Annotated in this window: 20 protein-coding genes; 7 read left to right on the top strand and 13 right to left on the bottom strand. The window is 65.9% G+C overall.

Going from position 1 to position 18,673, the window contains the following annotated elements; translation table 11 throughout:
• Position 1 precedes the first annotated feature (1 nt).
• Positions 2-403, bottom strand: coding sequence for a flagellar basal body rod protein FlgB (flgB, locus tag WQQ_RS13880; protein WP_007185841.1), 402 nt, complete (start codon positions 401-403; stop codon positions 2-4).
• Positions 404-460: 57 nt separating this feature from the next.
• Entirely contained in the window at positions 461-1,393 is a 933-nt protein-coding gene (locus tag WQQ_RS13875) for a chemotaxis protein (RefSeq protein ID WP_007185840.1), read from the bottom strand.
• A gap of 219 nt (positions 1,394-1,612) precedes the next feature.
• Between WQQ_RS13875 and flgA the strand changes: the two genes are divergently transcribed.
• The 3 genes from flgA (at position 1,613) to WQQ_RS13860 (ending at position 3,271) form a co-directional block, all read left to right on the top strand.
• Positions 1,613-2,302: a flagellar basal body P-ring formation chaperone FlgA gene (flgA, locus tag WQQ_RS13870; protein ID WP_007185839.1), complete on the top strand. Its 690-nt coding sequence runs from the start codon at positions 1,613-1,615 to the stop codon at positions 2,300-2,302.
• A 253-nt stretch (positions 2,303-2,555) separates the two neighbouring features.
• Positions 2,556-2,870, top strand: coding sequence for a flagellar biosynthesis anti-sigma factor FlgM (gene flgM, locus WQQ_RS13865; protein ID WP_050997693.1), 315 nt, complete (start codon positions 2,556-2,558; stop codon positions 2,868-2,870).
• Positions 2,871-2,878: 8 nt separating this feature from the next.
• A complete protein-coding gene (locus WQQ_RS13860; RefSeq protein WP_007185836.1) occupies positions 2,879-3,271 on the top strand; it encodes a hypothetical protein in 393 nt (130 codons plus the stop codon).
• Between the two features lie 27 nt (positions 3,272-3,298).
• Here the strand turns inward: WQQ_RS13860 and WQQ_RS13855 are convergent, their stop codons facing one another.
• A complete protein-coding gene (locus WQQ_RS13855) occupies positions 3,299-4,870 on the bottom strand; it encodes a long-chain-fatty-acid--CoA ligase (protein ID WP_007185835.1) in 1,572 nt (523 codons plus the stop codon).
• A 201-nt stretch (positions 4,871-5,071) separates the two neighbouring features.
• On the opposite strand from WQQ_RS13855, the gene WQQ_RS13850 reads away from it, so the two are divergent.
• The 3 genes from WQQ_RS13850 to WQQ_RS13840 are packed head-to-tail and all read left to right on the top strand — an operon-like array spanning position 5,072 to position 6,984.
• Positions 5,072-5,749, top strand: coding sequence for an energy transducer TonB (locus tag WQQ_RS13850; protein ID WP_007185834.1), 678 nt, complete (start codon positions 5,072-5,074; stop codon positions 5,747-5,749).
• Positions 5,750-5,778: 29 nt separating this feature from the next.
• Positions 5,779-6,507: a MotA/TolQ/ExbB proton channel family protein gene (locus tag WQQ_RS13845; protein WP_007185833.1), complete on the top strand. Its 729-nt coding sequence runs from the start codon at positions 5,779-5,781 to the stop codon at positions 6,505-6,507.
• A gap of 12 nt (positions 6,508-6,519) precedes the next feature.
• Complete coding sequence (locus WQQ_RS13840) at positions 6,520-6,984, top strand: ExbD/TolR family protein (RefSeq protein ID WP_007185832.1); 465 nt, start codon at positions 6,520-6,522, stop codon at positions 6,982-6,984.
• Between the two features lie 132 nt (positions 6,985-7,116).
• Here WQQ_RS13840 and WQQ_RS13835 read toward each other — a convergent pair whose 3' ends face one another.
• From WQQ_RS13835 to WQQ_RS13790, 10 genes are all read right to left on the bottom strand, one after another.
• Complete coding sequence (locus tag WQQ_RS13835) at positions 7,117-8,436, bottom strand: sulfite reductase subunit alpha (protein WP_040454491.1); 1,320 nt, start codon at positions 8,434-8,436, stop codon at positions 7,117-7,119.
• Positions 8,437-8,550: 114 nt separating this feature from the next.
• Positions 8,551-9,567 (bottom strand): FAD:protein FMN transferase, encoded by a 1,017-nt coding sequence (locus tag WQQ_RS13830; protein WP_007185830.1) that lies wholly within the window; start codon positions 9,565-9,567, stop codon positions 8,551-8,553.
• 45 nt (positions 9,568-9,612) lie between these two features.
• Entirely contained in the window at positions 9,613-10,446 is an 834-nt protein-coding gene (locus WQQ_RS13825; protein WP_007185829.1) for a DUF4198 domain-containing protein, read from the bottom strand.
• 34 nt (positions 10,447-10,480) lie between these two features.
• Positions 10,481-11,065, bottom strand: a complete 585-nt coding sequence (locus WQQ_RS13820) for a DUF2271 domain-containing protein (RefSeq protein WP_040454487.1) — start codon at positions 11,063-11,065, stop codon at positions 10,481-10,483.
• A 41-nt stretch (positions 11,066-11,106) separates the two neighbouring features.
• A complete protein-coding gene (locus WQQ_RS13815; protein WP_040454485.1) occupies positions 11,107-11,733 on the bottom strand; it encodes a PepSY-associated TM helix domain-containing protein in 627 nt (208 codons plus the stop codon).
• Positions 11,734-11,768: 35 nt separating this feature from the next.
• Positions 11,769-12,449 (bottom strand): Fe2+-dependent dioxygenase, encoded by a 681-nt coding sequence (locus tag WQQ_RS13810; RefSeq protein WP_040454159.1) that lies wholly within the window; start codon positions 12,447-12,449, stop codon positions 11,769-11,771.
• A gap of 70 nt (positions 12,450-12,519) precedes the next feature.
• A complete protein-coding gene (locus WQQ_RS13805; RefSeq protein ID WP_040454157.1) occupies positions 12,520-14,928 on the bottom strand; it encodes a catecholate siderophore receptor Fiu in 2,409 nt (802 codons plus the stop codon).
• Between the two features lie 287 nt (positions 14,929-15,215).
• Positions 15,216-15,434, bottom strand: coding sequence for a hypothetical protein (locus WQQ_RS13800; RefSeq protein ID WP_007185824.1), 219 nt, complete (start codon positions 15,432-15,434; stop codon positions 15,216-15,218).
• 24 nt (positions 15,435-15,458) lie between these two features.
• On the bottom strand, positions 15,459-16,541 hold the full coding sequence (locus tag WQQ_RS13795; protein WP_007185823.1) for a fatty acid desaturase family protein: 1,083 nt from the start codon (positions 16,539-16,541) through the stop codon (positions 15,459-15,461).
• A gap of 20 nt (positions 16,542-16,561) precedes the next feature.
• Positions 16,562-17,680, bottom strand: a complete 1,119-nt coding sequence (locus WQQ_RS13790; protein ID WP_007185822.1) for a ferredoxin reductase — start codon at positions 17,678-17,680, stop codon at positions 16,562-16,564.
• Positions 17,681-17,948: 268 nt separating this feature from the next.
• Between WQQ_RS13790 and WQQ_RS13785 the strand changes: the two genes are divergently transcribed.
• Positions 17,949-18,512: a TetR family transcriptional regulator gene (locus WQQ_RS13785; protein ID WP_237715076.1), complete on the top strand. Its 564-nt coding sequence runs from the start codon at positions 17,949-17,951 to the stop codon at positions 18,510-18,512.
• Positions 18,513-18,673 lie beyond the last annotated feature (161 nt).

Genomic DNA, 18,673 nt, shown 5'->3' with positions numbered 1-18,673 from the left:
GTCACTGTCCCGTGATGGCCGTGAGCATGCCCTTCACACGGCCGTCGATGAAGTTGAGGCTGGCTTGGTAATGCAGCGCCGCATCGGCGAACCTGGATTGCTCGATCTGCGTATCGACGGTGTTGCCGTCGACGCTGCCCTGCACGGGCACGCGCCAGACCAGGCCGGCCAGCGAGTCCGCGCCCGATTGCGCATCGAGATGCGTGCTTTGCGTCTTCAGCAGCGCCTCGTTGCCCTGCGCTCCGCCGCCGAGCTGCGCGCGGAGCGTGGCCGCGAAATCGATGTCGCGCGCCTTGAAGTTGGGCGTGTCGCTATTGGCGATGTTGCCTGCGAGCACGTCCATGCGCTGCTTCTGCACCGCGAGCGCGGCCGAATGCAGGCCGAAGAGTGGATCGAGCGCCATGGCGAGCTCCGCTGGGAATGACGATGCATCACTCCAAGCGCTGTGCCAGGGCTTCGCTTACGCGGCTTGCGACAGCTCCAGCCGGGCCAGAATCCCTTGCGCGAGCTCGTCCGCATTGAGCTTGGGAATGAACTGGTCGGCACCGACGCGCTTGACCATGGCCTGGTTGAAGGTGCCCGACAGCGACGAATGCAGCAGCACGAACAGGCCCGCAAGCCGCGCGTCCCGACGGATTTCCGTCGTCAGCCGGTAGCCGTCCATGTCGGGCATCTCGACGTCCGAGATCACCATGAGCAGCTTGTCGTGCAGGCCGCCGGGCTCGTCGGCGAGCCGCTGCAGGGCCTGCAGGGCTTGGCGGCCGTCGTTGACGACGATCGCGCCGATGCCGAGCTGGCCGAGCACGCGCTCGATGTGCGCACGCGCGACGCGCGAGTCATCCACGACGAGCACCTTGCGGCCGCGCAGCGCGGCGCCGATCGCGCCCGGATCGAACGCGCCGCGCGTCACCTGCTGCAGGTCGCCGACCACCTCGGCGAGGATGCGCTCGACATCGATGATCTCGATGCGCTGCGCCCCGATCTCGGCGATCGCGGTCAGGTAGCTCGGTCCCTGCTCGACCTCCGGCGCGGGCCGCACTTTCTCGACGTCGACATGCACGATGCGCTCGACCGAACGCACGAGAAAGCCCTGCGTGCTGCGGTTGAACTCGGAGACGATCAGGTGCGCGGCCTGCGCATCGCCTTCGCGGTCGAGCGCGCGGGCCATGTCGATGACCGGAATCACCTGCCCGCGCACCTCGGCCACGCCGGCGATGAAGGCATGCGAGGACGCCATGTGCGTGAGCATCGGACGCCGCTGCACGGCCGTCACCTTGAGTACGTTGATGCCAAAGATTTGACGCCCGTCGAGACGGAACAGCAGCAGCGCGAGCCGGTTGAAACCGGCCAGCTGGGTTTGTGCCTCGATGCGTTCCAGCAGTCCGGCGGCCATGGGCGCTCACAGGTCATCAGTCGAAACGGTCTGCAGACACTATCGGCCGATGGCTCGCGAACTTGATGCGGGCGATGCGCTGAGTCGCGCGGCATCGTCGCCGGGCACGTGCCGAGCGCCCGGCTTGCATTAAAGGCAAGCTCGCCGATTTCCCATTCCGCGATCGCGGGCACGGCGCTTGCCCCGGCGAGCCGTTCGAAATCAACGGATGAGCCGCCGATGCGCTGCCCGCTCCTACTCTCGTGCCTGTTGCTGCCGGGCCTGGCCTGGGCCGCGACACCACCCGCCTTCCAGCCCGTCGAGGGCCTCAAGGCTGCGGCCGAAGCCTACGTGCGCGCCCAGCTCGGCGGCGCCGCCGAGGTAACGGCCGAGCGTCTCGACGAGCGCGTGCGGCTGCCGGCCTGCGCCAGCGCCCCGAACGCAACGCGCAGCGGCCAGGCCGGCAATACCGCACGCTGGACCGTCGCGCTCAGCTGCGCCGGGCCACAGTCCTGGACGCTCTACGTGCCCGTGCGCGTGAGCCAGCCGCAAAACGTGCTCGTGGCCAGGCGCAACCTGCCGGCCGGCTCGATGCTGGTCGCGGCCGACCTGCGCAACGAGCGCCGCGATACCGCCACGCTTCCCCAGGGCTACGTCGACGAGCAGACCGCGGTCGCTGGCCTGGTGCTGTCGCGTCCACTCGCCGCTGGCGCGGTGCTGACGCCCGGCGCGCTCGCCAAGGCCACGGTGATCAAGCGCGGCGAAGCCGTAACCCTGGTCGGGCGCAGCGGAAGCTTCGAAATCCGCGCCCAGGGCAAGGCGATGGCCGACGCCGCCCCGGGCGATCGGCTCGCGGTCGAGAACACGAGCTCGCGACGGCTCGTGCAGGGGCGCGTGCTGGCGGACGGATCGGTGGAGGTTCCGCTGTAGCGGCTGGCCAGTGCCGTTGACGTTCCTCTCTCCCGCTTGCGGGAGAGAGTCCCGCCGAAGGCGGGGAGAGAGGGCAGCTTGATCAAAGGCGCACTCTCCGGGCCTTCCCTCACCCGGCGCTGTCGCGCCACCCTCTCCCGCACGCGGGAGAGGGGACCGCAACAACTCCTCGCGGCGTAACGCCGCCTAAAGTTCCGCCGCCATCCGCCGATACGGCTTGCAGACGGCCCCAACGCCTTTTCGAGATCCGGTCATGAGCAACACCATCGATTCCTCCTCCGGCATCAAGCCGATGCTGCCCGGCGCGGGCGAGCGCGTCGGCCAGGCGCGTCCGGCGACCGCATCGGCGGCCCCGGCTTCGGCGAGCGGATCGCGCGGCGACGACACGGTGCGGATCACGGGGGACGCCATGCAATTGCAAAGCCTGGAGAAATCCATCGGCGGCGAGCCCGCTTTCGACAGCCAGCGCGTCGCCGCGCTGCGCGCCGCGATCGCCGAAGGCCGCTACCAGGCCGACCCGGAGCGCATCGCGTCGAAGATGCTCGGCTCCAATCCGCCGCTGGCCTGAGACGCGCGATGAACACGTCCGCACCGATCGAGACGCTGTTCGACCGGGCCATGCAAAGCCTGCGCGGCATGCTCGACCTGCTCGACGCCGAGCAGCACGCCGTCGCCACGCGCGATGCGCAGGCCCTGCTCCAGCTGAGCCGCGAGAAGGCCTCGCGTCTGCAAGGCTTCGCCGAACTGCAGAACCTGCTGCGCCTGCAGTCGCTGCCCACGCATCTGCCGCTGCAGGATTTCGAGATGCTGCTGAGCCGCTGCGCGGCGCAGAACAAGGCCAACGGCATGCAGATGAACCTGCACCTGGCCCAGCAGCCCGCGACGCTGCCGGGCGTGCGCAGCGAAGGCTACGGAGCGCGCGGCGAAACGCGCTACGGCGGGCTGTCCACCTCGCTCGTTTCGGTGTGAGCTCCGCAGCCCGGCTGTCGCCGCGCGCTACTGCGCGCTGATGCCCGGCCGGCTGCCGCGCAGCTGGAACTTCTGGATCTTGCCGGTCGCGGTCTTGGGCAGTTCGGCAATGAGGTGGAACTTCGACGGCGCCTTGAAGCGCGCCATGTTGTCCCGCGCATAGGCCATCAGTTCGTCCTCGGTCGCCTGCGCGCCCGCACGCAGCACGACGAAGGCGTTCGGCGATTCGCCCCACTTGGGATGCGGCATGCCGACCACCGCCACTTCGAGCACCGCCGGATGGCGCAGCAGCACGCTCTCGACTTCGATCGACGAGATGTTCTCGCCGCCGCTGATGATCACGTCCTTGAAGCGATCGCGAATCTCGACGTAGCCATCCGGATGGATCACGGCCGCGTCGCCGGTGTGGAACCAGCCGCCCGCGAAGGCCTTCTCGGTGGCTTCCTCGTTCTGGTAGTAGCCCTTCATGACCACGTTGCCGCGCGCGACGATCTCGCCCATCGTCTCGCCGTCGTGCGGCACGTCGTTCATCGCCTCGTCGACCACGCGCAGCTCGGCCGCGCCGATCAGCTCCACGCCCTGCCGCGCCTTGATCACCGCACGCTCACGCACGCCGAGCCCGACGTGCTCCGGAACCGCCTCGCAGATCGCGATGAACGGCGTGGTCTCGGTGAGGCCGTAGACCTGCGTGATGGTCCAGCCGAGCTCCTGCTCCATGGTCTCGATGGTCGCCGCGGCCGGCGGCGCGCCGGCGGTCAGCACACGCACGCCCTTCTTCACGCGTGCGCGTTCTTCGGCCGGGCCGTTGGCGATCGAGATCAGCACCGTCGGCGCCGCGCAGAGCATGCTGATGCGCTCGACCTCGCAGAGCCGGTAGATCTGCAAGGCATCGACCTTGCGCAGGCACACGTGCGCACCGCCGGCCGCGGTGACCGTCCACGTGAAGGTCCAGCCGTTGGCGTGGAACATCGGCAGGGTCCACAGGTAGCGCTCCGCCGGCGTCATCGGCACGTGGACCATGGTGGCGATGGAATTCATCCAGGCGTTGCGATGCGTGATCATCACGCCCTTGGGACGGGCCGTCGTGCCGCTCGTGTAGTTGATCGAGAGCAGGTCGGTTTCCTGGATCTCGACGCGCTCGAAATCGGCCGGGCTCGATTCGACCAGGCTGGCGTAATCCAGCCAGCCGCTCTTGCTGCCTTCGAGCGCGACGAAATGCTGCACGCAGTCCATGCGGTCGCGCACGCGGTCGACCATGTCCAGATAATCGGAATGCACGCAGAGCACCTTGCTGCCGCTGTGCGTGACCATGTAGACGAAGTCTTCTTCGGTGAGCCGGTAGTTCATCGGCACGATCACGGCGCCGATCTGCGGCACCGCGTAGAACTGCTCGAGATGCTGGTGCGTGTTCGGCGCGATGGTGGCGACGCGGTCGCCCTGACCGACGCCGAGGCGCTGCAGCGTCGCGCTCCAGCGGTCGCAGCGGTCGCCGAACTGCGAATAGCTGAGCCGGACGTTCTCGTCGACGACGGCCTCGCGCGCTCCGTGCACCTTGCGGGCGCGGCGCAAGAAATCCAGCGGGGTCAATGCGCGTTCCATTTACGTCTCTCCTCAGCTCGGTAGAGCCTTGCTTCGATTGTCAGGTGGTGAGCTTTTCGCTTCTGGGCCGAGACAGGGTCGGCCGATCGTCATTCAACGCTGCGAATGATGCGATGCCTCGAGGATGCTTGTCTTTATTTAAGTGGCCCCACTGCTTATACTTGGGAATCATTCTCAGTTACACCCGTCGGTTCCCCAGCGTTGATCGCCCAGCCCGCCGCTTCTGTTTCGTATCGCCCGCTCAACAGCCTGTCGCTCGCCGCTGTCCTCGGCGCGCATGCCGCTGCGCTGTTCGCGGCGCTGTACTGGGTGCACAGCGCGCCGCCGGTCGAGGAGCCGAAGGTGCTGACGGTGAGCATGCTGACCCAGCCGGTCGAGCCGGTGAAACCGCCCGAGCCGCTGCCGCCCGCGCCACCGCCACCGAAGCCGGTGGAGAAACCCAAGCCCAAGCCGCTGCTGACCTCGCCCAAGCCCACGCCGGTGGCCGATCCGATCATCGCCCCGCCCCCGCCCGTCGACGAGCCCGCCGAAGCCGAGCCGGTCGCCGCCTATTCGCCGCCCTCCGAATCCGAGCCGCCCAAGGAAGCCGCGCCCGAGCCGCCGCGCTTCGACATGGCCTATCTGCAGAACCCGGCGCCGGCCTATCCGGCGATGTCCAAGCGGCTGCACGAGGAAGGCACCGCGGTGCTGCGCGTGCTCGTCAGCGAAACCGGTGAGGCGCTGACCGTGGAAGTCGACAAGTCGAGCGGCTACTCACGACTCGACGACGCGGCTCGCCGCGCGGTACAACGCTGGAAGTTCTCGCCGTCGCGCATGGGCGAGAAGCCCGTTCGCGGAATCGCGATCGTCCCGATCGTTTTCTCGCTTGCCCGCAACTAAACCGCCAATCCGCTAACCAGAACGACGTCATGGAACCGCAATCCCTCGGCATTCAGCACTTCCTCGGCCAATCCGACGCCGTCTCCAAATTCCTGCTCATCGTGCTGGTGCTGATGTCGGTGGCGAGCTGGTATCTGATCGTCAGCAAGAGCATTCGGCTGGCGCTCGAGCGCCGCCGCAGCGAGCGCTTCCTGAACTTCTTCTGGAACGCCAAGGATCTCACCGAGGTGCAGGAGGCGGTCGTCAAGCATCATGCCGACGAGCCGTTCTCGCATCTGTCGCATCACGCGATCTTCGCGCGCGAGCACCACGCGCGCTTCGGCGCGAGCCGTCTCGAAGAGGCCGGCAGCGCGGCCGAGTTCCTCACGCGCACGATCCGCAAGGTGATCGACGAGGAGACCGCGAAGATGGAATCGGGCCTCACCGTGCTCGCTTCGGTCGGCTCGACCGCGCCGTTCGTGGGCCTGTTCGGCACGGTCTGGGGCATCTACCACGCGCTGCTCGCGATCGGCATGAGCGGCTCGGGCTCGCTAGACAAGGTCGCCGGCCCGGTCGGCGAAGCGCTGATCATGACCGCCATCGGCCTCGGCGTCGCCATTCCGGCGGTCCTCGGCTACAACTTCCTGGTGCGCTCGAACCGCATGGTGCTCGCGCGCCTCGACACCTTCGCACACGATCTCTACGCCTTCCTGACCACCGGCGCGCAGTTCGTCGCCGCGCCGCCGGTGCGCGTGGTCAAGTCCACGGCCGGCAACTAAAGGAGCTGAGCGATGGCGTTCGGAAGCTTCGGGCACACGCCCAACAAAACGCCGATGGCGGAGATCAACATGGTCCCGCTGATCGACGTAATGCTCGTACTGCTCGTGATCTTCATCGTCACCGCCCCGCTGCTGACCAACGCGGTGAAGATCAACCTGCCGCAGGCGAGCTCCGAAGTGCTCAAATCCGAGCCCGACAAGATCGACTTCGCGATCAACGAAACCGGGCAGATCTTCTGGGACGGCCAGCCGGTATCGCTCGATCAGGCGATCTCGCGCCTGCAGCAGGCCGGCCAGAAAGAGCCTTCGCCCGAGCTGCACATTCGCGCCGACCGCAACACGCGCTACGAAATCCTCGCGCAGGTGATGGCGGAGGCTTCGAAAGCCGGCGTCAGCAAGATCGGTTTCATCTCCGATCCGAGCGGAACGGGCAGCGCGCCGGCAACCGGCGAAGGCGCGCAACAAGTTCAGCCTTGATGCGTTTGCCTTCTCCCTCCGGGAGAAGGTGCCCCGAAGGGACGGATGAGGGATGTGCCGTGATAGCCGGGCTTCACTATCCGTGAGAGTCCCTCAACCTCTGCCGGAGGGAGAAGGAGACGAGAACCGCGATCAGTAGACGTCGCGCCGATAGCGGCCGTCATCGCGCAGCTTCTCGACCAGTGTTTCGCCGAGCACCTCGACGAGCGCGGCGTGCACGCCGCTCGCCATGCCCTGCGCGCTGCCGCAGACGTAGATCGCGGCGCCCTGCTCCACCCATTCGCTCAGCCGCTGCGCCTGCTCGCGCAACACGTCCTGCACGTAGCGTCGCTGCGCGCCATCGCGCGAGAACGCGAGATCGAGTTCGGCCAGCGAGCCCTGCGATTGCCAGCTCAGCAGCTCGTCGCGATAGTGGAAATCGTGCGCGGCCTGGCGCTCGCCGAACAGCAGCCAGTTGGCCTTGTGCTGCGCGGCGATGCGCTCCTTGAGCAGGGCGCGCAAGCCGGCGATGCCGGTTCCGTTGCCGACCAGGATCATCGGCCTCGCATCGAGCGGCGCATGAAACGTGGCATTGCGGCGCACGCGCGCGCGCACGCTGGATTGCAGCGACGCCTGCTGCGTCAGGAATCCGGAGCCGATGCCGATGCTGCCGTCGGGCCTGCGCGTCTGCCGGATCAGCAGATGCGCCGCACCATCGGCTGCGATCGAGGCGATCGAGTAATCACGCTGCGCGGGCGGATCGACCGGCAATTCCACCGCGAGCACGTCGCCGGCCTGCCAGCGCGTGTTCGCGGGCGGGACGAGCGCGACGTGAAAACACGGAGCCCCGAGGCTGCCGGCGTTGAGCACGCGACGCTCGGTCAAGGTCCAGCTTTCGAACTCGGGCTCGCTCCAGACCAGCGGCTCGCCGCCGACGAGCGCTTCGATGCGCTGCTGCCAGCTCTGGATCGCCATCGCATCCGCATTGTCGACTTCGATGCGCTCGAACAGCGGCGTCGCCCCGCGCTCCTGCAGCCAGGCATCGAGCCTGCGGCCCCAGCCGCAATACTGGCTGTAGCTGCGATCACCGAGCGCGAGCACGGCGTAATCGAGCGCCAGCGGCGCGTCCTGGGCCATCACCTCGCGCAGGAAGCGCAGCGCGCCGTCGGGCGGGTCGCCTTCGCCCGTCGTGCTCGCGACGAACAAGGCGCGAGGCGCCGCACGCAAGGTCGGCGCATCGAGATCGTGGATCGAGATCACGCGGGCGCTCGCGCCGCCGGCCTGCAGCGCCTTCGCGCTCTGCCAGGCGAGCTGCTCCGCATGCCCGGTCTGGCTCGCGTACACGACGAGCCAGTTCGCATCGGACGCGACTTCATGCGCCTTGCGGCGACGCCGCCACAAGGCCAGGCACAACAGCAGATACAGCGCGATGGCGCCGAGCGCGATGAGCCAGCGCTCGCGCCCCGGATCGATCCACTGCGCAGCGCCGGGCTGCAGGCCGAACAAGCCGATCGCGGCGATCAGGAGCAACAGCAGCAGAATCGTCGTGCCGACCTGCGTTCTATCGAATTTCACGCCTGGCAAACCTCAAGCTTCGAGCAGCCGGCTCCAGGCCGTGCTCGCATATTCATCGAAACGTCCGCTCGCGCCATTGCGCATGACGAACAAGGCGGCCACGTTTTCGCGCTCGGCGAAGGCCATGCCGTCCTGCAGGCCGAGCGCGGTCAGCACGGTGGCGAGGCCGTCGGCAAGCATGCATCGTGGATGCACCACGCTGACGGCCGCGGGCGCCGGATTGAGCGGATACCCGCTGCGCGGATCGAGCGTGTGCGCATAGCGGCGCTCGCCTTGTTCGAAGTAGCGACGGTAGTCGCCCGAAGTGGCGACCGCGATGCCGTCGAGCGCGAGCAGCCACGGAGCCTCGAACGGAGCCTCCGGAATGGCTTCGAGCGTGACCCACCACGGATGATCGTCGGGCTTGCAGCCTTGTCCGCGCACCTCGCCACCGACTTCGCAGAGATGATGCGCGATGCCATGGCGCTGCAAGGCTTCGCAGAGCCGGTCGACGCCGTAGCCCTTGGCGATCGACGACAGATCGAGCGCGAGACCGCCGGGCTGCGTGATCGAGCGCGTCTGCTCGTCGAGCCGCAGGCGCCGCCAGCCGCAGCGTGCGAGCGCTTCGCGAATCTCCTGCGCCGAAGGCGGCAGCGCATCGCGCGGTTTGGCGCCGAAGCCCCAGACATCGACGAGCGCGCCGGCGGCCGGATCGTAGGCGCCGTTGCTGGCGCGTGCGAGTTCGCAAGCGCAACGCAGCACCTCGAAGAAAGCTTCCGGCAAAACCTGCGTACTGCCGGCAGGCGCGTCGTTGAAACGCGACAGCAGCGAGTCGGGCTTCCAGTGACTCATCTGCTCGACGACCTCATCGAGCTCGGCCTGCAGCAGCCGCTGCAACGGCAGGGCATCGAGCCGCTCGGGTGGCGCGCACACCGACACGCTCCAGGTCGTGCCCATGCTCTCGCCGCGCAACTGGCGCACCACCGATCCCGCTTCGGGACCGGCCTGCGCGACGGCGGACAGCTGCGGCGGCAGCAGAACGCGGCTCACGAGGAACTCAAAGTTTCAATTGCGCCGCATGCGACATCGAACGGATCAGGGCGGCAGCACGTCGAAGACGCCCGCGTAGCTCGTGCGGCGATCGGTGGCGGGCTTCTCGGCGTTCTTGTCGGAAACCGAGGCCGACAGATAGTGCAGGCCGGGCTGCGTGAAGTTGAGCTTGAGCAGGCCCTGCGCGTCCGACTTCACGATCACTTCACCCATGCTGTCGCGGTAGCGCACGCCGTCTGCGATCACTTCCACCTCCACTCCCGAAGCCGGCTTGCCGTCGAGCAGCAGCTTGAACGTCGCTTCTTCGCCGACGTAGAGATCGGTGAACGCCGTCACCGGCACGAGCTCCAACCCCTTGCCGACGGGCTTGAGCGCGCCGTCGTTCGGCGCGCCGGCCGTCACGTAGGTGGCGAGCGTGCTGCTCATCTGCGTGACCTTGAGGTTCTTGGCTTTCTTCGGCACTTCCTTGGCGAAGCCTTCGGCAGTAAACGGCGTACCGCGCGGTGGCCAGCGCTTGTTCTTGCCGTCTTCTTCCCAGCTCGCGCTGACGTTGCTGTTCACGAACGCGATCTTGTACGTGCCGGCCTGCTGCAGCTGCAGATCGAAGCTGCTGCGCAGCTTGCCCTTGGAAGGATTCTCGGGCTGCACGGTGCTGCCGTCCGGCGCGGTGATGACCATGTTGTCGAGCGCCAGCGCATTGTGATCGCGAACGAAGGGCTGCGTGGCGACGCCGGCGTCGACGGTGACCCACTGGCCGACGCTCAGCGTCGTCTTGGACGGCGCGAGCCAGGGCTTGTGCGCCTGCGCGGCGATCGGCAGCAGCAGCGCGACAGCGACCAGCGTGCGCCCGGCGGTGAAATGCTTGAGCAGATTTTTCATGTCGTGGATTCCTCTATCGATTGCGAACGTCAGCTCAAGGCTTGATCGCCAGCGTGATGGCGCCGAGCTCGCTCTTGCCGGCAGCCTTGAGTTCCTGCTTGCCCGCCGCCGGCCATTCGAACGGAATGTCGACGAGTTCGCGGCCACCGTCTTCGCGCGCGGCTTCGACGACGAGCTTGTACTTGCCCGGCGCGAGTTCGGCGAGCGGGGCCTTGCCGGTGGAAAAGCTGAGCTTGTGCTCGCCGACCGGGCGCGTCGCGCCGGTCACGCCGTCGATCGGCACCGAGAGTTCACGTCCCGTGCGGCGCCACCACTGGCGCAGATCGGGCAGCCACTTGGTTCCGCCTTCGCCGCCGCCGGCCTGCGCGCCCGGGCCCTTCGGCGCATCGCCCGCCGGAGCCGCGGCCGGCCCACCCGGACCGCCGCCGCGCTTGAGCTGGTACCAGACCGCCAGGTTGCTCGCGACGCTGCGATCTTCGCGCTCGAGCCAGACGGCGACGTAGGGACGGTGGTACTCGGCCACGTCGAGCTGCGGAATCTGCACGCTGACGTCGAGATCGGCAGCCATCGCGGGCGCGGCCGAAAGCCCGCAGACGGCGATGGAGAGAGGGGTTCGCATGGAAGGCAATTTCATGGTCGGGCTCGTAGCATCAAATGACGTCAATGAATGAACAGCAGGGCCAGAAGCAGCGGAAGCAGCAGGCCCAGGCCAACGAAAGGCCAGGTGCCGACACGGCGTCTGGCGTGCAGCTGCAACAGGAACAGACCGCTGATCGAAAATATCAGGCAGGCGACCGCAAACACATCGAGGAACCAGCTCCACACCAGGCCCGAATTGCGGCCCTTGTGCAGATCGTTGAAATACGAGATCCAGCCGCGATCGGTGCGCTCGTACTCGATCTCGCCGCTGGCCAGGTCGACGCTGAGCCAGGCATCGCCGCCGGGTCGCGGCATCGAAACGTAGAGCTCGTCGGACGACCATTCGGGGTTGCCCGTGACGCCGCGCAGCGACCACTCCTTGCCGAGCCAATCGAGCAGCAGCGCCGGCAGCGCGCCGCCCGCGTCGGCCTGTGTCTCGAGCAGGGCGCGCAGCTCCATCGGCAGTTCGCCATGCAGCTTGGTGACCTGCGGCGAAGTCTTGATCTGCGAAGCGTGATTGAGCGTGATGCCGGTGGCCGCGAACAGGATCATGCCGATCAGGCTGATCGCCGCGCTGATCCAATGCCACTGCGTAAGCTGGCGCAGCCAGAACGAGCGCCGCGCCTGCTGTCTTGCGCTGCGGACCAAGGCGCCGTGGGTCGACGCCGATGCGCTCTCGCCGCTCACAGCTCCGCCCAGCGGCGCAGCAGGTTGTGATAGACGCCGGTCAGTTGGACGAGTGAGGCATGATCGGCCGAAGTCTTGTTGAGCTTTTGCAGCGCCGAATCCATTTCGAACAACAAGGTCCGCTGCGAGTCTTCGCGAACCAGACTCTGCACCCAGAAGATGCTCGCTATGCGCGCGCCGCGCGTAACGGCATTGACCTTGTGCAGACTGGTCGATGGATAGAGGACAAGATCCCCGGCCGGCAGCTTGGCCGCATGAGCTCCGTAGGTGTCTTCCATCACCAGTTCGCCGCCGTCGTATTCCTCCGGAGCACTCAGGAACAAAGTGCCCGAGAGATCGGTGCGTACGCGCAGGCCTTTGGTTCGCACGTCGCGCACCGCCGTATCGACGTGCATTCCGAATTGCCCGCCACCGGTGTAGCAATTGAACAGCGGCGGAAAAACCTTGTGCGGCAATGCGGCCGACAAGAAGGTTTCATTGCGCCCGAGCGCCTTGAGCACGATCTCGCCGAGCTGCTGGGCCACCGGATGTTCTTCGGTGAGCTGCAGATTGCGCTTGACCTGCGCGGCCTGCGGCCCCGCCGTGACGCGCCCGTCCTCCCACTGGGTTTGATCGAGCACGCCGCGCATATGCGCAATCTGATCTGCCGAAAGAACATTGGGAATATGAAGCAGCATGGCGAAACCTTGAGACCTAAGAAATGAAAGCCCCTCTGGAATTGGAGGGGCTTTCATTCATACCACAGGATCAGAACTTGACGTTCAGGCTCACGAGATAAGAACGCGCCGTCCCCGGGAGATAACGCGAACCGCCGTTGTTGACCGCCGCCACGTAGTCTTCGTCGAAGAGGTTGTAGCCGTTGAGCTGCACCGAAAGGTTCTTGGTCGCTTCATAGGTGACCATGGCATCGACGAGCGTATAGCTGCTGACCTTGTAGATGCCGGTGTACCCAACCTGACCGCTGGCCGCGTTGACGGTGCCGTTCGGATTGTTATTTTCCTGGCGAACCATGTCATCCACATACTGCACGCCGGCGCCGAAAGTCAGCTTGTATGGCACCAGGCGATAAGTGGTCCACAAAGTGGCGTTCCATTCCGGAGTGAAGCGAGCGCCTGCTCCGTCAGACTGCGTCGCACCGGGCGTGGTAGTGCCCTGCGTGATTTCGGCCTTCTGCTTGGTTATGCCCGCGCTCACGTTCCAGTTCGGCAGCACTTCGCCGACCAGCGCAAGTTCCACGCCCTTGGTTTCGCGCTTGCCGTACTGGATCACGATGTCGGGGTTGTCCCCCGCACGCGCCAGTTCATTCTTGTTGGTGCTCTGGAATACAGCAGCCGTCGCCGCCAGGCGGCCACCGAACAGATCCCACTTGGTGCCGAGTTCGTAGTTCTCGGCCTCCTGCGGATCGAGATTCGGGTTGGCGATGTTGGTGGCCGTAGCGGACAGCGAGAAGTTCGCACCACCCGGCGGCTGATACGAATTGGCATACGAAGCGTAGACGCTGCTGATGCTCGTCGGCTTGAACAGCACACCGGCCTTCCAGCTCAGCAGATTGTCGGCGGCTTCGATGCGCGGCACGGCGGTCAGGACGTAAGCGGGAGGAGTGCCCGAGGCGGCAGCGGTCACGGCCTCGGTTTCGGTCTCGTAGCGCTCCCAGCGCAGGCTGCCGTTGATCAGCCAGCGATCGGTGATGTGCAGCGTGTCGAACAGGTAGGCGGCGGTCGTGATGGTCTGGCCATCGGTGTAGCCGCCGGTTTTGGCGTAATCCAGCCGCGTTACGTTGCGATCCGGGTTGTACAGGTTGGCGGTCGTGACTTCGGTAGGCTGCGTCGTTCCGGGCGCCAAGCCGTAGCTCGGCGTGTACTGACGCTCGTAGATGAACTCCACACCGCCGCCGAGCGAGTGCTCGACGATGCCGGTCTTGAACGTACCGGTCAGGTTGGTCTGGTTGGTCATGATCTCGTTGACACGGCCGGTGGCCTGAATCGAACGCGTGACGGTCATGTCCTCCGGATTGCGTAGCGTGAGACCGTTGGGTGGCGGCGTGGGCTCCGGGCGCGGCGGGTTGGCGGCCGGATCGGCGTTCTGGCCGAAGGCCCCGTTGGTGATGGTCGCGGCATTGATACCCGTCAGCACGCGCTCCTGCTCGCTTTTGCCGTAACGGGCGGTATTGCGCACAACGAAGCCTGGAGCCAGATCGTGCTCGAACTTCGCCGTGAGCATATTGGCTTTGATGTCTTCGAAGTCTTGCGCGAAACCGTAGTAGTTCTTCGAATTAGGCGCGGCCAAACCACCGCCGGCATCAACCACCTGTTGAATGGGCTGCGGAACCGAGTTCGGATAACGGTAGCCCGGCAAGCCGAGCGTCGTCACACCGCCATCGGGCGTGTTGTCCTGCCGAACGTGCTGCGAGAACAGATAGAAGCGCGTTTCAGTACCGAGACCGAACGCAACCGAAGGCGCGATGCCCCAGCTCTTGCGTTCGATGAAATCGCGGCCGGCGACGCCGCCGTCCTGGCCCATGAGGTTCAGACGCACGGCGGTTTTCTCGCCGAGGGTCTGGTTGAGGTCGGCCGTAACGCGGCGACGATCCTCGCTGCCGTAGCTCACGGTGCCGGCTTTGAAATCTTCGGCCGACGGCAACTTGCTCGAAAGATTGATGTAGCCGGCCGTCGCGCCGCGGCCGTTGTCCGCGCCGGACGGGCCTTTGACGACCTCGATCTGCTCGACGTTGAACACGTCGCGCACGGCAGTGCCGAGATCGCGGACGTTGTCGATGAAGATGCTGTTCTGGGTATCGAAACCGCGCATGCTGATCGCATCGCCGCTGGTCGAGTTGCCGTTTTCACCCTGCTGAAGCGTGATGCCGGGGGTGTTGCGGAGCGCTTCGGTCAACGTGGTGGCGACGCGCTCCTGCAACAGCTCCTTCTTGATGACGGTGATCGTCTGCGGCGTGTTGACGAGCGGCTCGGTGAACTTGGGCGAAGAGACCGTTTCGGCCTTGTAGGTCTGTTCCGCTTTGTCCTCCACCTTCACCTGCGGCAGCGCCACGGCGCGCTCGTTGGTGGCGGGAGTTTCGGAAGCTTCCTGAGCAAAACCCGGAACCGCGTACACGACCAACGCCGCTGCGGCCAGCGGCCTCAAACGAAACTTCAACATGCGTAAAACCCCCGTGGAATCATTTATCAGCCCGGCGATGACCGGAGCGCTATGCACGTCTGCCGTTGCAGCGTCTGCCCCTCTTACAAACGAATACGATTCTACATGAGAATCATTATCGAGTAAAAATGGGCTGCATTTTCGTTACAGAACTTTACAAATGCCCTCCACGCCTCCTCTGGCCGCCGTTTCATGCCCGGAACGAGGCCGCCCACATCGGGGTGAACTTCGGACATGAAAAACCCGGCGCGAGGCCGGGTTCTTCGTCCCAGAGATGCGCGACCCGGTCAGTCCGGGTCGGTTTCGGCCGCCGCCTTGCCCTTGCCGCTTTCCGCCTTCTGCGCGGCCTCGACGACCTCGAACACGTCGCTGGCCCAGCCGCCGACCTCGCGCGTCACATCGCGCACCGCGCCGGTGATGACGCCGGTGACGCGGCCGACGCGCTCGGCTCCGGATTCGACGGCCACCTGCAGTACGTCCTTGAACAGTTCCAAACGGCTCGGCATGAAGTCTTCTCGTCGGCGGCCCGATCAGGCCTGGGCCGGCAGCATCGCAGACCGCGGCGGCAGCGCCAACGTCAGGATGCGCTTGACCACGCTGCCGAACTGCTCGCCGAGCGAGCCGGTGTTGTACGGCAGGCCGTAGCGTTCGCAGATCTCGCGCACTTCGACCGCGATCTCACCATAGCGGTGCGCCGGCAGATCGGGGAACAGGTGATGCTCGATCTGGTGGCTCAGGTTGCCGCTCATCAGATGCAGCAGCTTGCCGCCTTCGATGTTGGCGCTGCCGAGCAGCTGGCGGCGATACCAGGCGCCACGCGTTTCGTTGTCGAGCGTGGACTTTTCGAAGGTTTCGACGCCGTCCGGAAAGTGCCCGCAGAAGATGATCGTGAACGCCCAGACGTTGCGGATCAGGTTGGCGCTCGCATTGCCCGCGAACGTGAACAGCGCGAACGGGCCCGACAGCGCCGGAAACAGCAGGTAATCCTTGAGCCACTGGCGACGCGTCTTCTTCCAGATGCCGCGCAGGATCGGCACCGAATCACGCCAGCTTTTCTTGCCTTCGACGATCTGGTCGACCTCGGCGTCGTGCACGGCCACGCCGTACTGGAACAGCACTGCGAGCAGGAACGCATACAGCGGATTGCCGAGATACTTCGGATGCCAGGCCTGCGCCGGGTCCATGCGCAGGATGCCGTAGCCCACGTCGCGATCGACGCCGAGCACGTTGGTGTACGTGTGGTGCATGACGTTGTGCGAATGCTTCCACTGCTCGCCCGGGCAGGCGTTGTCCCAGTCGAAGCTCTTGGAACTCAGCGCCGGATCGCGCGCGAAGTCGTACTGGCCATGCATGATGTTGTGGCCGATCTCCATGTTGTCGAGGATCTTGGCGACCGACAGCGCGGCGACGCCCGCGATCCAGGCCGGCGGCAGAAAGCCGAGCCACAGCAGGCCACGGCCCGCGATCTCGAGGTTGCGCTGCAGGCGGATCACGCCGCGAATGTAGTCGACATCGCGCGAGCCGAGATCGGCGATCACGCGATTGCGGATCGCATCGAGCTCCTCGCCGAAAGCCTGCAATTGTTCCGCGGTCATCGTCTTCTGGGTCGTCATGGCAAGCGTCCTCGTCAAAATCAAAGATCGAGCGTGACGTCGCCGACGGCGGCGCTCACGCAAAGCTGGATGTCCTGCTCGCCCTCGTCGGAGAGCGTGCCGTTGCGCAGATCGCGCACGCGGCCCGAGGTCTTGCGGCACAGGCAGCTGTGGCAAATGCCCATGCGGCAGCCGGCGTCCGGTCGCAGGCCGGCGGCTTCGGCCTGATCGAGCAGGCTGCGGCCGTCGTTGGCGACGTAGCGCTCGCTGCGCGAAAAAATCAGATCGCCGTTCGCGGAGCCCGGCGCAGCGGCCGGCTTGCTCGCGGCGACGAAGCGCTCGTAGCGCAGTTGCTCGCTGCGTCCCTGTTGCTGCATCGCGAGTTCGACCGCATCGATCAGCGCGGCCGGGCCGCAGACATAGGTCATCGCCTGCGCGAAGGTTTCACCGAGCGCCTGCAATTGCGAGGCTTCGAAATGACGCGAAGCCGTACCGACGCGCGTCTCGACGATGCGAATCGTCCACTGCGGACGCAGTTCGGCGATGCGCTGCAATTCCTGCACGAACAAGCCCTGCTCGCGATTGCGCACGTAATAGAGCACCGCCACCGGCTCGCTGCGATGACGGCTCAGCAGGCTGCGCAGCAACGACAGTACCGGCGTGATGCCGCTGCCGCCCGCGATCAGCAGCAGCGGAGATTCGACTGCCGGCAGCACGAAGTCGCCTTCGGCCTGCGACAGCGTCAGCACCTGGCCGACCTGTGCGCGCTCGAACAGCCAGGACGACACGCGTCCCTGCTTGCGCACCGCGATCTCCAGGCTTCCATCCGCGCTGCCGGGCGCTTCGGAGAGCGAATAGCAGCGCGTCAGCCGCACGCCATCGACCTCGACGCCGACGCGCACGTACTGACCGGCGCGAAACCCCGTCCAATGCCGGTTCGGCCGCAGGCGCAGCACCACCGCGTCCTCGGTCGGCCGCTGCACGCCGACGATGCGCGCCTTCACCTGATCGACCGACCACAGCGGATTCCACTGCTCGATGAAGCGCTCGACGCCGTGCGGCGCCGTCAGCGTGGCGGCGACTTCCGACTTGAGCAGGCGGTCGAGACCGCGCATCCAGATTCCGGAGGCCGGCGAGGCGAGCTTGGGCGAGGCGAACATGGATACTCCCAATACATAAAGTGAACGACTGTGCACAAACTAAATCAGCCTGATTTAGAATGTCAACACTTGTTCACTTTCAATTCGGAAAGTGCCCCTTTCGGCTCCCCAGACCGCCTATACTTCGATGACCAGAACCGCATGGGCCGCGCCCGCCAAGTTTGTAATGAGTGAACGATCGATCACAGAGCAACTCGGGGATCTCCAGAGCGCCCGGGAAGGTCGCGGCACGCGAACGCGCCAAGCCTTGCAGGAGGCGGCGTTGCGCATGGTCGAGGGCGATCGCAGCTTCAGCGGCCTGAGCCTGCGCGAAGTTACGCGCGAAGCCGGGGTGGTGCCGACCGCGTTCTATCGGCACTACGCGACGATGGAAGAACTCGGGCTCGACCTCGTCGCCGAATCGTTCGAGACGCTGCGCCGCATGATCCGCTCGGTGCGCAGCGAAGGCCTGCCGACCGATCGCATCATCACGAGCTCGGTGGAGCTGCTCGTGAAGCACGTGCACGCGCATCGCCGGCACTTCGGCTTCATCGCACGCGAGCGCTACGGCGGCTACGCGAGCCTGCGCGAGGCGATTCGTCGCGAGATCCGGCTGTTCGCGGCCGAGCTGTCGACCGACCTCGCGCGCTTTCCGTTGCTCGATCGCTGGGCTACCGAAGACCTGCAGATGCTCGCGAGCCTGATGGTCAACGCCATGGTTTCGATCGCCGAAGACATCCTCGATGCGCCGCAACGGCCCGACGCCGAGGCCGACATCATTCGCCGGGCCGAGAAACAGCTCGTGTTCATGACGCTCGGCATTCCGGCTTGGCGCTCGCAGCCGCCGCGCTGAACCGAGTCTCAGTTTGCAAGCAGGCCGGCGCGCCTGATTGCAGCCTGCACCGATGCTGCAATGCAGCGCGGGTTTTTCCTACATTTCCCTCGCTTTGGACCTAGGAAAAGCCTTCATTCCAGCCGTTGAACGGCGCGGTATAAAAGTGTCCTGCGCGTGGC

Origin of the sequence: Hydrocarboniphaga effusa AP103 (assembly GCF_000271305.1) — a bacterium.
Taxonomy (GTDB): Bacteria; Pseudomonadota; Gammaproteobacteria; order Nevskiales; family Nevskiaceae; genus Hydrocarboniphaga; species Hydrocarboniphaga effusa.
The sequence above is the reverse complement of the archived record's forward strand: the minus strand, read 5'-3'. Positions and strand labels throughout refer to the sequence as shown.